This is a genomic window from Rhodanobacter sp. UC4437_H4 (assembly GCF_052978425.1).
The window spans coordinates 2,904,622-2,918,033 of sequence record NZ_CM129673.1; the positions used below are offsets into that span (position 1 = coordinate 2,904,622).

General features: G+C 70.3%; 14 protein-coding genes. 6 read left to right on the forward strand and 8 right to left on the reverse strand.

Annotation, left to right across the window (positions count from 1 at the left end; genetic code table 11):
* Entirely contained in the window at positions 1 to 1,443 is a 1,443-nt protein-coding gene (rmuC, locus tag ACVCL3_RS13155; RefSeq protein WP_447097970.1) for a DNA recombination protein RmuC, read from the reverse strand.
* A 125-nt stretch (positions 1,444 to 1,568) separates the two neighbouring features.
* Here rmuC and ACVCL3_RS13160 point away from each other — a divergent pair, with 125 nt between their 5' ends.
* Positions 1,569 to 2,762, forward strand: a complete 1,194-nt coding sequence (locus ACVCL3_RS13160) for an NAD(P)/FAD-dependent oxidoreductase (protein ID WP_447099622.1) — start codon at positions 1,569 to 1,571, stop codon at positions 2,760 to 2,762.
* A 111-nt stretch (positions 2,763 to 2,873) separates the two neighbouring features.
* On the opposite strand, the gene ACVCL3_RS13165 is transcribed toward ACVCL3_RS13160, so the two are convergent.
* From ACVCL3_RS13165 to ACVCL3_RS13180, 4 genes are all read right to left on the reverse strand, one after another.
* The gene (locus ACVCL3_RS13165) at positions 2,874 to 4,046 is read right to left on the reverse strand and encodes a class I SAM-dependent rRNA methyltransferase (protein ID WP_447099623.1); all 1,173 of its coding nucleotides are present in this window, start codon (positions 4,044 to 4,046) and stop codon (positions 2,874 to 2,876) included.
* A gap of 107 nt (positions 4,047 to 4,153) precedes the next feature.
* The gene (locus ACVCL3_RS13170) at positions 4,154 to 4,588 is read right to left on the reverse strand and encodes a hypothetical protein (RefSeq protein WP_447099624.1); all 435 of its coding nucleotides are present in this window, start codon (positions 4,586 to 4,588) and stop codon (positions 4,154 to 4,156) included.
* 105 nt (positions 4,589 to 4,693) lie between these two features.
* Positions 4,694 to 5,650, reverse strand: a complete 957-nt coding sequence (locus ACVCL3_RS13175; RefSeq protein ID WP_447101529.1) for a serine/threonine protein kinase — start codon at positions 5,648 to 5,650, stop codon at positions 4,694 to 4,696.
* A 178-nt stretch (positions 5,651 to 5,828) separates the two neighbouring features.
* Positions 5,829 to 6,269, reverse strand: a complete 441-nt coding sequence (locus ACVCL3_RS13180; protein ID WP_447099625.1) for a hotdog fold thioesterase — start codon at positions 6,267 to 6,269, stop codon at positions 5,829 to 5,831.
* A 54-nt stretch (positions 6,270 to 6,323) separates the two neighbouring features.
* Between ACVCL3_RS13180 and ACVCL3_RS13185 the strand changes: the two genes are divergently transcribed.
* Entirely contained in the window at positions 6,324 to 7,385 is a 1,062-nt protein-coding gene (locus ACVCL3_RS13185) for a 2Fe-2S iron-sulfur cluster-binding protein (RefSeq protein WP_447101530.1), read from the forward strand.
* Between the two features lie 77 nt (positions 7,386 to 7,462).
* Here the strand turns inward: ACVCL3_RS13185 and ACVCL3_RS13190 are convergent, their stop codons facing one another.
* The 3 genes from ACVCL3_RS13190 to ACVCL3_RS13200 form a co-directional block, all read right to left on the reverse strand.
* The gene (locus ACVCL3_RS13190; RefSeq protein ID WP_447097974.1) at positions 7,463 to 7,909 is read right to left on the reverse strand and encodes a rhodanese-like domain-containing protein; all 447 of its coding nucleotides are present in this window, start codon (positions 7,907 to 7,909) and stop codon (positions 7,463 to 7,465) included.
* 84 nt (positions 7,910 to 7,993) lie between these two features.
* Positions 7,994 to 8,407 carry a hypothetical protein gene (locus ACVCL3_RS13195; RefSeq protein WP_395120314.1) on the reverse strand — a complete coding sequence of 138 codons (414 nt, stop codon included), beginning with the start codon at positions 8,405 to 8,407 and terminating at the stop codon, positions 7,994 to 7,996.
* Positions 8,408 to 8,448: 41 nt separating this feature from the next.
* A complete protein-coding gene (locus ACVCL3_RS13200) occupies positions 8,449 to 8,934 on the reverse strand; it encodes a YiiD C-terminal domain-containing protein (RefSeq protein WP_395120313.1) in 486 nt (161 codons plus the stop codon).
* Between the two features lie 58 nt (positions 8,935 to 8,992).
* Here ACVCL3_RS13200 and ACVCL3_RS13205 point away from each other — a divergent pair, with 58 nt between their 5' ends.
* The 4 genes from ACVCL3_RS13205 (at position 8,993) to ACVCL3_RS13220 (ending at position 13,401) form a co-directional block, all read left to right on the forward strand.
* The gene (locus tag ACVCL3_RS13205) at positions 8,993 to 9,784 is read left to right on the forward strand and encodes a uroporphyrinogen-III synthase (RefSeq protein WP_447097976.1); all 792 of its coding nucleotides are present in this window, start codon (positions 8,993 to 8,995) and stop codon (positions 9,782 to 9,784) included.
* 59 nt (positions 9,785 to 9,843) lie between these two features.
* Positions 9,844 to 11,025, forward strand: a complete 1,182-nt coding sequence (locus ACVCL3_RS13210) for a uroporphyrinogen-III C-methyltransferase (protein ID WP_447097977.1) — start codon at positions 9,844 to 9,846, stop codon at positions 11,023 to 11,025.
* Positions 11,022 to 12,275, forward strand: coding sequence for a heme biosynthesis HemY N-terminal domain-containing protein (locus ACVCL3_RS13215; RefSeq protein ID WP_447099626.1), 1,254 nt, complete (start codon positions 11,022 to 11,024; stop codon positions 12,273 to 12,275). The genes ACVCL3_RS13210 and ACVCL3_RS13215 overlap by 4 nt, the downstream gene beginning before the upstream one ends.
* A 106-nt stretch (positions 12,276 to 12,381) precedes the next feature.
* Positions 12,382 to 13,401 (forward strand): alpha/beta fold hydrolase, encoded by a 1,020-nt coding sequence (locus tag ACVCL3_RS13220; protein ID WP_447099627.1) that lies wholly within the window; start codon positions 12,382 to 12,384, stop codon positions 13,399 to 13,401.
* Positions 13,402 to 13,412 lie beyond the last annotated feature (11 nt).

Here is a 13,412-nt window from a genome sequence, read left to right on the forward strand (position 1 = left end):
TCAGTCGGCCGTCGGTTCGTCGCCGTCCTCCGTGGCGGGGGCGGTATCGAGAAGTTGCTGGCTGACTTCGCCGGGCAGTGTTTCGACGCCGCGCAGCCTGCGTTCGATCGCGCGCGTGCGCACGCCGGTCGCATCGATCTGGTTGCTGGCCTGGTCCAGATTCTTCTTGACCTTGTCCAGCACGGCACCGAACTTGCCGAACTCGGTCTTGACCGCACCCAGCAGCTGCCAAACCTCGCTGCTGCGCTTCTCGATCGCCAGCGTGCGGAAACCGGCCTTGAGGCTGGTCAGGATCGCCGCCAGCGTGGTCGGTCCGGCCACGGTGATGTGGTGTTCGCGCTGCAGCGACTCGAACAGGCCCGGCCGCCGCAGCACTTCGGCGAACAGGCCTTCGGTCGGCAGGAACAGGATGGCGAAATCCACCGTATGCGGCGGCACCACGTATTTGCTGCGGATGCGCTTGGCCTCCTCGCGCACGCGCCGTTCCAGCGCGTTGGCGGCATCGGCGGCGGCCGCGGCATTGGCGTTCTCGTGGGCTTCCTGCAGGCGCTGGTAGTCCTCGAGCGGAAACTTCGCGTCGATCGGCAACCACAGCGCGGCGCCATCGACGCCGTTGGGCATGTGGATGGCGTACTCCACCCGCGCGTCGGAGTTGGGTGCGACGGCCACGTTGACCGCGTACTGGTCGGGCGTCAGCAGCTGTTCGAGCAGCGCGCCGAGCTGGGTCTCGCCCAGCACGCCGCGGGTCTTCACGTTGCCCAGCACGCGCTTGAGGTCGCCCACGCCGACGGCCAGGCCCTGCATCTCGCCAAGGCCGCGCTGCACGGCCTCCAGTCGTTCGGAGACCAGCTTGAACGATTCGCCGAGGCGATTTTCCAGCGTGGCGTGCAGCTTCTCGTCCACGGTGGCGCGCATCTGCTCCAGCTTGGCCGCGTTGTCCTGCTGGATCGCGCCGAGCTTGGCCTCCAGCGTGGCGCGCACCTCGCCCATGCGCTTCTCGTGTTCGGCGCTGAGTGCGGCGAGGCGCTGCTGCTGCTGTTCGCCGAAGCGGTTGAGCGCGAGCGTGGTCTCCGCGCGGCTCTTGCGCGCGTCCTCCGCGAGTTGCTGCGCCAGGGTCTGCAGACCCTGGCTGGTGCCGTCGGTGAGCGCAGCCAGGCGCTGGCCGAAGCCCTCGATGCGCTCGGCCTGCTGCTGCGACATGCCGCCGAGCTGCTCCCCCACATGGCCGCGGAAACGGTCGAAACCCTGTTGCAACTCCTCCCGACCGGCGCGTTGCTCCTCGCGCAGGGTGCGCTCGACCCGGGCACTGTCGTCCTTCAGCGCATCCAGTTTGGCGCTCACGCCCGCGCCGTCGCGGCCGCGCAGTACCGTGACGAGCTGCAACAGCAGCACCAGCACAAGCAGGATGACGAGGACGATCTGCAGGATCTCGTTGAGTGGCATGGAACGTTTCCCGGGTTCGATGCATCCAGTGTACGTCGAGCCGTCTCATGGCCTGCGCCGGCGTTTCACGCTGGAATGGCGGGCGTGGTGCATGATGGGCGGAGTGCTTGTTCAAGGAGAAGGTCATGGAACATGTCCACGATTACCTGATCATCGGCGCAGGCATGGCCGCCGATGCGGCCGCCAAGGCGATCCGCGAGGTCGATCCGGCGGCCGACGTCGGCCTGGTCGGCGACGAGACCTCTGCGCCGTACCAGCGCCCGCCGCTCAGCAAGGGGCTGTGGAAGGGCGACAAGTCGCCCGCCGACGTCGACCTGGCCACCGCGGCCAGCGGCGCCACCCTGCATCTCGGCCGGCGGATCGAATCGCTCGACCGCGCCACCCGCGTCGCGCGCGACGACCGCGGCGACACCTACCGCTATCGCCGCCTGCTGCTGGCCACCGGTGCCACGCCGCGGCAGCTGCCGTTCGAGGGCGGCAAGCGGCTGATCCATTACCGCACGCTGGCGGATTACCAGGCGCTGCACGGTTTCGCGCAGCCCGGCGCGTACATCGCGGTGATCGGCGGCGGCTTCATCGGCTGCGAACTGGCTGCCTCGCTGGCCGCGCTGGGTTGCAAGGTCAGCCTGCTGTTTCCCGGCGAGCTGCTGGGGGCAGGACGTTATCCCGAGGGACTGGCGCGTTTCATCACCGACTACTTTGCGCGCCATGGCGTGGACGTGCGACCCGGCGCGCAGGTCACCGGCAGCAATCCCACGGATGGCGGCGTGGAGCTGAGCCTGTCCGACGGCACGTTGCTGCGCGTGGAGGCCGCCGTGGCCGGCATCGGCGTGACGCCGAACGTCGCGCTGGCCGAACAGGCGGGGCTGGCGGTGGACAACGGCATCCTGGTCGATGCGCAGCTGCGCACCAGCGATCCGGACATCTGGGCCGCCGGCGACGTGGCCAATTTCCACAGCGTGAGCCTGGATCGCCGGATGCGCGTGGAGCACGAGGACGCCGCCGTCGGCATGGGCCGGCTCGCCGGCCGCGCGATGGCCGGGATCGCGGATGAGTACGTCACCCAGCCGTTCTTCTACTCCGACCTGTTCGACCTGGGCTACGAAGCCGTGGGCCTGCTCGATACGCGGCTGGAGGTGGTCGAGGACTGGCGCGAGCCCAACCGCGAGGGCGTGGTGTACTACCTCGACGGCGGCCGCGTGCGCGGCGTGCTGCTGTGGAACACCTGGGACCAGGTCGATGCCGCGCGTGCGCTGATCGCCGAGCCGGGCCCGTTCGACGCCGCCTCGCTGCGTGGCCGGTTGCCGCAAAAGGCCTGACCGATGCCGCTCCCGCGGAGGCGAAGCGAAATGTAGGGCGGGCAAAGCCCGCCATCGGTATGCCGCGGAAGAGCTGGCGGGCAGTGCCCGCCCTACGCAGCTCGGGCTGTTTCAATCCACCCGGCAGAACACCGCCTTCAGGTAGCGCCCTTCCGGCACGTCGGTGCGGAACGGGTGGTCGGCGCCGGCGCCGCGCACTTCCAGCACCTGGATCGTGCGGCCGGCGTTGAGCGCCACCCGGCGCAGCATCTCCAGGAACTCGCCTTCGCCGACCAGGCCGGTGCACGAGCAGGTCAGCAGCAGGCCGCCGGACGGGATGATGTCCAGCGCCATGCGGTTCATCGCGAAGTACTTCTTCAGCGCGTCCATCACCTTGCTGCGGTCGCGGGTGAGCTTGGCCGGGTCGAGGATCACCGCGTCGTACTTCTCGCCGCGCGCGACGGCGGCGCGCACCCAGTCGAAGATGTCGGATTGCTCGAACGTCACCGCGACCTGGTTCGCTTCCGCATTCGTGCGGGCGACTTCCAGGATGCCCGCGTCCAGATCCACGCCGACCGCCTCGCGCGCACCGCAGGCCATCGCGTGCACGGCGAAGCCGCCGGCGTTGCAGCACAGGTCGAGCACGCGGCGGCCTTTCGCCAGCTCGGCGAAGCGCTTGCGGTTGTCGCGCTGGTCGGCGAAGAAGCCGGTCTTGTGGCCGAGCCCCGGCGCGGCGTGGAAGCGCAGGCCGTGTTCGTGCACCTCGAACGGCGCCGGCACCTCGGGGCTGCGACAGTCGAACGACTCCTGCTTCTGCACGTGCGACTCGGCGAACCAGTACAGCTGCGCGCCGGGGAAGTGGGTGAGCAGGGCGGCGTGGATCGCTTCGCGAAAACGCCACATGCCGGCAGCGAAGTATTCGATGACGATGACGTTGGCGTAGCGATCGACGATCAGGCCGGAAAGGTCGTCGCCTTCGCTGTGCACCACGCGCCAGGCATCGCTGACCTGGTCGAGTTGCAGCCAGTCGCGGCGCAACTGCACCGCGCGGGCGATGCGTGCGGCGATCCAGTCGGCGTCGATGCTGGCGTCGGGATGCGTGTCCAGCAGCCGCAGCGCGATGCGCGCATGGCCGTTCCAGAATGCGCGGCCGACGAAGCGTCCCTTCGCATCCTGCACCTCGACCACGCTGCCCGGCGGCAGCTTTGCCTCGGGCTTGTGCAGCTGCGCCGACCACACCCATGGGTGACCGGGAGCACGATCGGATTTCAGGCGGATGACGGGAAGCGCTGCGGGCGTATTCATCCGCGCATGATAGCGGCTGGCCGGGTCCCTCTTCGGAGCGTAGGGCGGGCACTGCCCGCCGCTTTGGGGGAAAGACCGGCGGGCGGTGCCCGCCCTACTCCCGTGCGTCAGCGCAGGCGCAGCACCAGCCAGGAGAGCAGGGCGAGCAGGTTGATGCCCAGGCGCGACACCGACGGGCCGGCGACCGCGAGCACGAAACCCTGGCTGCCGAGGTGCCAGTCCAGTCCCAGCCGCGGCGCGGCCTGCAGGGTGGCAAACACGTTGATGAAGGCGCCGCAGTGCAGGCCGTAGCTGAACACCGGCAGGGCGATCAGCGGCAATTGCAGCAACTGCGCCCAGCGCGACAGCCGCACGCCATGCTCGGTGCCGGCCACCAGCTGGACGCCGGCGGCGAGCACGAAACCGTACAGCACCAGGCCGATCAGGGCGATCACGCCGTCATGCGCGCCGAACGGCAACAGCCGCCGCAGCATCGCCGCCACGCCGTACAGGCCGCCGGCGATTTCGAGGACGCCGATCAGGCGGAACAAGGTGGTGCGCATGCAAGAAACTCCTGAAAGCAAGTCGGTGGATTGTAGGAGCCCGCTCGCGGGCGATGTTCCTGCTGCATCCCGAATCCGGGAACCGCATCGCCCGCGAGCGGGCGCCTACGAGGGGGCGCCGAGCTCGTCGGCCAGTTCATGCAGGTCGGCGACGTGCTGGTCCCACCAGCGCGATTCGGCGACGAAGGGGAACGCGGCAGGAAACGCCGGATCGTGCCAGCGTGCGGCGATCCAGCCGGCGTAGTGCAGCTGGCGCATCGCGCGCAGTGCCGGGATCAGCGCCAGTTCGCCGTCGTCGAAATCGCGGAACTGGCGGTAGCCTTCGAGCACGGCATCCATCGCGCGCTCGTCGTTGGCCAGCATCCACAAGTCCTGCACCGCCGGGCCGGTGCGGGCGTCGTCGAGGTCGACGAAATGCGGTCCGGCGTCGGTCCACAGCACGTTGCCGGGGTGGCAGTCGCCGTGCAGGCGCAGCTGGCGCACCGGACCGACCGCCTCCAGGCGCGCGGCGATGGCGGCATCCAGGCGAGTCGCTGCCGCGCGGTAGTTCCCCTGCAGCGACGTCGGCAGCAGCGACGAGTCGAGCACCGCGCACAGCGGCTGCTGCACCATGGTGTCGCGATCGAGCCGACCGCGGTGGACGAACGGCGCACGCGCGCCGACCACGTGCATGCGCGCGATCAACCGGCCCAGCCACTGCAGCTGGTCGACGGCTTCCAGTTCGGGGGCGCGGCCGCCACGGCGCGGCGTCAGCGCGTAACGGAAGCCGCCGTGCAGCAGCAGGGTGCGGCCGTCGAATGCCTGCGGCGCGACCACCGGCAATTCGGCCTCGGCCAGCTCCTGCGCGAACGTGTGCTCCTCGATGATCGCCGCATCGTTCCAGCGGCCGGGCCGGTAGAACTTCGCGATCACCGGCGGCGAGTCTTCCAGGCCCACCTGCCAGACCCGGTTCTCGTAACTGTTCAGCGCCAGCAGGCGTCCGTCCGGCCACAACCCGCAGGCGCTCACGGCATCGAGCACCAGGTCGGGGGTGAGGCTGGCGTAGGGCGCGTCGGCGGTCATGTCGGCGGGAGTGCCGATCTCACCGGTGCGCACCGGTCGTCATTCCCGCGAAAGCGGGAATCCATGGGTTCACGAGGTAAAAGACAGCGGATGACCAGACATTCGTCTGTTGAAAAAACGCCTCCCGCTCTCGCGGGAATGACGATGCTCCAATGAGAGTCATCGAGAGCAGGTCGCATTATCTGGTGCCCATGCCACGCGCGGCGATCACCGCCATGGTGATGCGCGAGATGCACACCAGCGCGCCGTCCTCGTCCTCGATGCGGATCTCCCACACCTGGGTGGTGCGGCCGATGTGCAGCATCCTGGCGGTGCCGGTGACGGTGCCCGAGCGCACGCCGCGGATGTGGTTGGCGTTGATGTCCAGGCCCACCGCCAGCTCCTGGTCCGGGTCCAGGGTAAGCATCGCCGCGGTGCTGCCCAGGGTCTCGGCCAGCGCCACCGAGGCGCCGCCGTGCAGCAGGCCGTAGGGCTGGTGGGTGCGCGCGTCGACCGGCATGGTGCCTTGCAGCCAGTCGTCGCCGACCGCGGTGATGCGGATGCCCAGCGTCTCCATCATCGTGTTGGCGCTCCAGCTGTTGAGGCGGGCCAGGTCGGTGGATTGTTTCCAGAGGCTCATCGTCGATTCCCGTGCGGCGAGCCCGCATTGTTGTCTGTCGCGTTCACGGCGACAATGCTGCCGGTGCCCATCGTTACCCTGAAATCCTCCGGCCGGCAGTTCCCCGTGGCCATCGGCGAGACCGTGCTGGAAGCGGCGCAGCGCGCGGGCGTGGCGTTGCCGTATTCCTGCCGCGCCGGCGTCTGCGGCAGTTGCAAGGCCACCGTGCTGCAGGGGCGCTGCGAATACCCGCGCAACCCGCCGCTGGCGCTGAGCGCCGATGCGGTGGCCCATCACGCGGTGCTCTTGTGCCAGGCCGTGCCGGTCACCGACCTGCTGCTGGAAGCGCGCGAAGTGCCCTCGGTGGAGGACATCGTGCGGCGCCAGCTGGGGGTGGAAGTGGTCGACAAGTGGCGCCTGGCCCCCGACGTGATCGGCGTGCGCCTGCGCCCCGAACGCGGCGAACGGCGCCTGCGCCGGCTGCCCGGCCAGTATTTGGACGTGGTGCTTGAAGACGGCCGGCATCGGCCGTTCTCGATCGCCAACCGGCCGCAGCCGGACGGCAGCCTCGAACTGCACGTTCGTCACGTCGCCGGCGGTGGCTTCACTTCATGGGTCAACGATGCCCTGCAGGTCGGCGACCGCCTGCGCGTGGAGGGGCCGCTGGGTACCTTCGTGCCGCGCGAGGATTCCGAACGGCCGATGATCTTCATGGCCGGCGGTACCGGCTTCGCGCCGGTCAAGGCGATCATCGAGCACTTCATCGCGCTGGGCACGCGCCGCCCGATCCGACTCTACTGGGGCGCACGCAGCGCCGACGAGTTGTACCTGCGCGAGCTGGCCGCGCAGTGGGCGCGCGAGGTGCCCGGCCTCGACTTCCATCCGGTGGTGTCCGACGCCGCGCGCGCCGACGGCCTGCACACGGGCCTCGTGCATGAGGCAGTGCTGGCCGACTGGCCCGACCTGTCGGGTCACGACCTCTACATGAGCGGCCCGCCGGCGATGATCGACGCTGCGCACCCGAGCTTCCTCGCCGCCGGCCTGCCGGAGGATCGGCTCTACTACGACTCGTTCGAATACGCGCCCGACGTGCTGGCGCAGATCATCGCCAGCCGCGCCGGCATCCATGATGGCTAGAAGCGGGTGAAGAGGAGTGAGAAAAGAGAGGACAACCCCGCTTTCTCTCACTTCTCACTCCTCTCCACTTGCTCCTGCTACTTGTTGCCTTTGGCCACCGGCAGCTGCGCCGCGTGCCAGGCCAGCACGCCGCCGCCGAGGGTGTGCACGTGCTCGAAGCCGGCCTTGAGCAGGCGCTGCGCGGCCTTGGCCGCATTGCCGCGACCGTCCTTGTCCATCAGCACGACCGGCAGGGACTTCGCGGCGGCGAGATCCTTCTTTTCCGGGTCGAACTGGCTCATCGCCACGTGCTTCGCACCGGGCACGTGCATCTTCTCGAAGTCCGCCAGCGCGGACAGGTCGATCAGCAGCGGATTCTCGCGGTTGATCAGGCCGGTGAGCGCGGCCGGGCTCAGTTCCTTGATCTTGCTGAACATGATCCGCGCCTGGATGACCAGCAAGGCCACCAGCAGGATCACGAACAGCACCGACAGGGCGACATGGTTGCCGACAAAGGCAGGCAGCTGGTGCAGGAAATCGTTCATCGTCAGTCCATCGGCGCGCCGCGCGGCGCCGGTTCGGGTAAACCCGCGATTATACGGGTTGCGTGCGGCAGCCGGCGCCTGCGCTCATTCGCGGGTGATGTCCGGCAGCCCGCTGGTCAGCCACCAATGCCTGGTCTGCTCGTCGTAACGCCAGGTCTGGCGGTCGATCACGCTGCGCTCGGCCTGGGTGTGGATGTTGACCACGCTGATCCGCACCGTCTGCTGCACCTCGGTCGGGCCGAGCGGCACCGGGCCGCTGCCGTCGTCGTACTCGGTGACGCGCACCTGCTTGTAGCGCGCGCGGTCCAGTTCGCTCAGCGGGTGTTCGGCACGGATCTTCGGGTCGATGAATTGCGCGGCGCTGGCGAAATCGCCCCAGCGCAGCGTGCCGGCATAGGCCGACAAGGTGGTGGTCAGCGAGCGGCTGCGTTCCTGCGTGGCGCAGGCGGCCAGCAGCAGGAGCGACAACACCAGCAGGAGCTGCGGGATACGGCGCATGGGTGGTTCTCCTTGGCGGTGGCCGGGCCATTCTGCCTCATTCAAGCCGGCAGGGTCGGCTCGCGCCGCTTGGCCACGAAACGCGCCGCCAGTGTGGCCGCGGGCTGGCCGTCGGTGCCGGGAACGATGCATTCGACCGCGATGCGGGCGCGTCCGCGCGCGGCCAGCGTGTCGAAGAAGGTGTCCCACCGTGCGTCGGGCGCGAGCCGCGCCTCGCTGCAGAAGTCCTGCCACAGCGGCGCGAGGTAGCGCACGCCGGATTCGGCGACGAACACGTCGCAGTCGATGCCGCGCCGGCGCAGCGCCAGTTCAACCAGTGCCCAGCCGCTCAGCGTCATCAGGCTGACCAGGCTGCCGCCGAACGCGCAGCCCTTGTCGTTGACGTTCGGCGGCAACGGCGCGCACAGACTCAGCATGTCGGCGTCGTGGTGCTGCAATCGCAGGTCCATTGCGCGGGCCAGCGGGATTTCGTCGCGGATGAACCGGATCAGGCGCTGCGCGTCATCGTTGTCGGAAAGGGTATCCACGTGGCTCGATGAGGTGGGGGAAAACTCCACAGTGTAGGGCCGCCGCTACACTGCAGCCATGCCGGACCATCGACCCGACACGCGAACGCACCCGCAGGCACTGACGAGAGTCGGCGCCTTGCGCGCCCGGGTGCTCGTCATCACCCGCCCGGTGGGCACCGCTGCGGCCTTGTCGCGTCGCGTGCGCGCGCTCGGTGGCGTGCCGTTGTCGCTGCCCGGCCTGGCGCTGCGCGCAGCGGACGATCCGGCGGCCGTGCGTGCGCAGCTGCGCGAGGCGCTCGCCGACGAACTGGTGATCTTCACCAGCCCCGCGGCCGTGCATCACGCAGCGGCGCTCGTTGCGCTGCGCACGCGGTCGACCGTGCTGGCGGTGGGGCAGGGCACTGCGCGTGCGCTGCGCCGGCATGGGGTGAAGCAGCCGCTGTGTCCTGACCAGCAGGACAGCGAAGGCCTGCTCGCGCATCCGGCATTGCAGGCATTGCGCGATCGCCGCGTGGCGCTGATCGGCGCGCCGGGTGGCCGCGGCGTGCTGCGTCGCGAACTCGCCGCACGCGGTGCATGCCTGCGCGAAGTGCAGGTCTATCGTCGCGTGCCGCCGCGGCTCGATCGCCGCCACACCGCGGCGCTGCAGGTACTGCCGCGTTCGGCGCGCGTGCTGCTGTCCAGCCAGGAGGCGCTGCACAACCTCTGCAGCTTGCTGCCCCCGCCGGCGCGGCAGCGCCTGTGTGCCGCCACCGCCGTGGTGAGCAGCGAACGGCTGGCCGCGGCCGCGCGTGCGGCCGGGTTTCGTCGCGTCGTGCAGGCGGCCTCGGCGCTGGCCGACGACATGCTGGCCGCTGCCGCGCGTTGAGGCGCTCTTCACGCGCAGGCGCTACGAACGCAGGCGTATGGCCTGCTAGCATGCGAGCCATGAGCCAGCCAGATGAACCCACCGAGCCGCTCGCCGCGGCAGCCAGGACCCCGGCCTCGTCGCGGGACGTGCAGCCCGATCCGGTGATCGTCGACCCGCCGCGCTCGCGCCCGGCGCCCGCCGGCCGCGCGCCGCAGTCACGTGGTGGCGGCACCTTGGCATTCGCCCTGATCCTGTCGCTGCTGGCGCTGGCCGCCGCCGCATGGGTCGGCTGGCAGCAATGGCAACAGCAGCGCGGCAGCAACGCCGACCGCCAGGGCGTGGCGGCCTTGCAGCAGCGCGCAGAGGGCATCGAATCACGCGTGGGTGCGCTGGCCGACCAGCGTGCCAGCCTCGATCAGCGCGTGGACGACGCGGCGGCAGTCAACCGGTCGCTGCGCGAAGAATTGCTGGGCCAGAGCGAGCGCATCCGCAACCTGGAAGATGCCGTGGCCAAGCTGGCGGAGAAGAGCCTCTCCGGCCACGACGCCATGCTGCTGGACGAAACCGACTCGCTGCTGCGCATGGGCGCCGAGCGCTATCGCCTGTTCCACGACGCACCAGCGGCCGCTGCCGCCTACGAGCTGGCCGACCAGACCCTGGCGGCGGTCAATGACGGCGCCTTCAGTGGCGTGCGCCAGGATATCCAGGCCGAGCGCGAAGCCCTGCTGAAGAGCCAGCCGACCGACCAGGCCGGGCTGCTGCAGCAGTTGCAGGCGCTGCGCGGCACGATCGGCGAACTGCCGCTGAAGCCACTCGACACCCCCGCCGCCGCGCAGGCCACCGACGTCTGGTCGCGCATCCGCCGCGCGCTCGGCAGCGTGGTCAGCGTGCGTCGCGACAACGGTGCGCCGCTGGCGGTGGCTGATGCCCGCTTCGCGCGCGAGCTGGCCGCGCTCGACCTGGCGCAGGCGCAGGCCGATCTGCTCGCCCACGACGGCATCGCCTATGCCGCGGCATTGCAGCGGGTGCAGGCCAGCCTGACGAGCCAGTTCGATGGCGACGCGAATTCGGTGCAGCAAGCCCGCGCCGCGCTGAAGAAGCTGCAGGAGCAACGACCTGCCGACAGCGCGGTGGAACTGGGTGCGGCCTTGCGCGAGTTGCGCAACCTGCGCGCGGTGCACGCGCTTGCGCCCGCGCCGGCCCAGTCCGCGGCGAAGCCTGCCGTTCCGGCGGCACGCCGGGGTGGAGTGCAGCCATGAGGCTGTGGCGCTGGCTGTTGCTGCTGGTCATCGTGGCGGCCGTGGCCGCGTTCGGCTGGCACTGGGTGGCCGAAGACCCGGGCTACGTCCTGCTGCGCATGCGCGGCTGGCGCGTCGAGACCACGGTGATTGCCGCGGTGGTGCTGTGGCTGCTCGCGTGGGCCGTGCTCAGCCTGGCGTGGAGCCTGCTGCGCTGGCCGTTCGGCGCACTCTCGCGGCGCCATCGCCGGCTCAGCCAGCAGCGCCTGGGCGAAGGTCTGGTGGCACTGATCGAAGGCCGCCACGGCGACGCCGAGCGCGACCTCAATCGCGCCTCGCGGCTGGAAAGCCTGCGCGGCCCGGCCCTGCTCGCCGCCGCCGAAGCCGCATCGCGCCGCGGCGAGTCCGCCCGCGCGCTGGAGTCGCTCGATCGGGCTTCGCAATACGTTCCGCAGGCGGCCCGCGTGTTGCGCGCCCGCCTGCTGCGGCGCGAGGGCAAGCCGGCCGAAGCGCTGGCGCTGCTGGCGCCGGAAGCGGACAAGGGCACGCTCACTCCCGGCGGTTGGCGCGAGCTGGCGCAGGCGGCTCGCGAAAGCGGCGATCTGCGCCGCGCGCGCACCGCGCTGGAGCCGCTGCAGAAGAGCGGCGCGCTCGGCAGTCGCGCGTACGCGGCACTGGAAACGCAGATCCTGGCCGATACCTTGCAGGCCGCGCCGGACGGCGCCGCGCTGAACACGCTGTGGTCGCAGTTGCCGAAAGCGCAGCGCCGCCCGCCGACCGTGGTCGACGCCTATGCGCGCCGCGCCGCGTTCTTCGGACTGATGCTGCCGGCGATGGACGAACTGGAGTCGGCACTGCGCCGTGAATGGTCGCCGCGCCTGATCGAGACCTGGGGCCTGCTTGCCGGCGACGATCTCGAATCGCGCCTGCGCCGCGCCGAAGCCTGGCTCGACGTCCACCCGAACGACGCCCACCTGCTGCTCGCCCTGGGCCGCATGTGCGTGCGCCTGAAACTGTGGGGCAAGGCCCGCCAATACCTCGAACGCTCGCTGGCGCTGGAGCCCGTCGCCGGCGCGTGGGAAGCCCTCGGCGACACGTTCGCCGGTCAGGGCGACGCCGCCGAAGCGCAGCGCTGTTATCGCAACGCACTGGCGATGACCCGCGGCGAAGCCGTGCGCGACACCCGCAGCCGCACCGGCGGCGCCATCGACACCACCGTCATTGCGGTGGAGGAGCGCGACCAGCACGGCGTGCCGAGGTTGCGCAGCTGAACCTCGGCCAGTGGCCCGCTCAGGTCGTCCCCGGCCTCCCGATTTCCACACGCGAACTTCCTTTCGTCGCCCCGGTCCCATGCCTGATCTCGAACCGGATCAGCACATGAAACATCGACACGCGGGACTTCTTGGCCTGGCCTGCAGCGGACTGTTCATTGCAGCCGCCGCGACGGCGGCTCCGCCGGCGCCAGCGACCACGCCGGACAGCTACGCCAGGCCCGGCCAGCGCATCGCCATCGATCACGGGCGCAGCCTCAACCTGCGCTGCAGCGGCAGCGGGCCGGTGACCGTATTGCTGGAGGCCGGGGCGCATGCCGATTCGCAGAGCTGGTTCCGCGTGCAGCCGTTGCTGGAAACGCATGCGCGCGTGTGTGCCTATGACCGCGCCGGCTACGGCTTCAGCGACGAGGGCCCGTTGCCGCGCGATCTTGCCGCCGACGTCGCCGACCTGCATGCGCTGATCCGCGCCGCCGGCCTGCACACACCGCTGCTGCTGGTGGGTCATTCGCTGGGCAGCAACATCGTGCGCCGCTATGCCAGCGAGCATCCGGACGACGTTGCCGGGATGGTGCTGGTCGATCCGCCGGCACAGGACCAGGCGCGTTTCCTGCCGGCATCCTGGACGAAGGACGAAGCCGCGCTGACGACGCAGCGCGACGCCTTCATCGCCAGCTGCGAGCTGGGCGCCGAGCGTGGCGTGCTGGGCCAGCCGCCGCCGGCGCTGGCGCAGTGCGTCGGCGGACCGCTGCCGTGGCAGAGCGCGGCGGTGGCGGCCGCCGACCGTGCGCGCAAGCTGCGTCCGGCGTTCTGGCATACCTTGCGCTCGGAGCTGGCGCAGAACGCGTCGGTGTTCGCCGCGCCGGTGCCGGCAAGCGAATCGCACGGCGACATGCCGCTGCTGGTGCTGCAGGCTTCGGGCACCTACGCGGATGCGCCGGAAGCCATGCGCAAGCCGCTGGAGGCCGCGCGCGAGGCGACGCAGCAGCGCATCACGGCCAGCTCCACCCGCGGCACGCTGCGCCAGGTGGCCGACAGCTCGCACGACATCGAGATGGATCAGCCGCAGGCGGTGGCCGATGCGGTCATGGAGCTGCTGCGCGAACCGGCCCCGGCCAGGCGCTGACCCGCGCGACG

Bases quoted from the DNA above. Each gene is read 5' to 3' on its own strand.
- ACVCL3_RS13195 (WP_395120314.1), bottom strand. From the start codon at position 8,407: ATGCGCCGTATCCCGCAGCTCCTGCTGGTGTTGTCGCTCCTGCTGCTG.
- ACVCL3_RS13190 (WP_447097974.1), bottom strand. From the start codon at position 7,909: ATGAACGATTTCCTGCACCAGCTGCCTGCCTTTGTCGGCAACCATGTC.
- ACVCL3_RS13160 (WP_447099622.1), top strand. From the start codon at position 1,569: ATGGAACATGTCCACGATTACCTGATCATCGGCGCAGGCATGGCCGCC.
- rmuC (WP_447097970.1), bottom strand. From the start codon at position 1,443: ATGCCACTCAACGAGATCCTGCAGATCGTCCTCGTCATCCTGCTTGTG.
- ACVCL3_RS13180 (WP_447099625.1), bottom strand. From the start codon at position 6,269: ATGAGCCTCTGGAAACAATCCACCGACCTGGCCCGCCTCAACAGCTGG.
- ACVCL3_RS13170 (WP_447099624.1), bottom strand. From the start codon at position 4,588: ATGCGCACCACCTTGTTCCGCCTGATCGGCGTCCTCGAAATCGCCGGC.
- ACVCL3_RS13165 (WP_447099623.1), bottom strand. From the start codon at position 4,046: ATGAATACGCCCGCAGCGCTTCCCGTCATCCGCCTGAAATCCGATCGT.
- ACVCL3_RS13185 (WP_447101530.1), top strand. From the start codon at position 6,324: ATGCTGCCGGTGCCCATCGTTACCCTGAAATCCTCCGGCCGGCAGTTC.
- ACVCL3_RS13175 (WP_447101529.1), bottom strand. From the start codon at position 5,650: ATGACCGCCGACGCGCCCTACGCCAGCCTCACCCCCGACCTGGTGCTC.
- ACVCL3_RS13205 (WP_447097976.1), top strand. From the start codon at position 8,993: ATGCCGGACCATCGACCCGACACGCGAACGCACCCGCAGGCACTGACG.
- ACVCL3_RS13215 (WP_447099626.1), top strand. From the start codon at position 11,022: ATGAGGCTGTGGCGCTGGCTGTTGCTGCTGGTCATCGTGGCGGCCGTG.
- ACVCL3_RS13210 (WP_447097977.1), top strand. From the start codon at position 9,844: ATGAGCCAGCCAGATGAACCCACCGAGCCGCTCGCCGCGGCAGCCAGG.
- ACVCL3_RS13220 (WP_447099627.1), top strand. From the start codon at position 12,382: ATGAAACATCGACACGCGGGACTTCTTGGCCTGGCCTGCAGCGGACTG.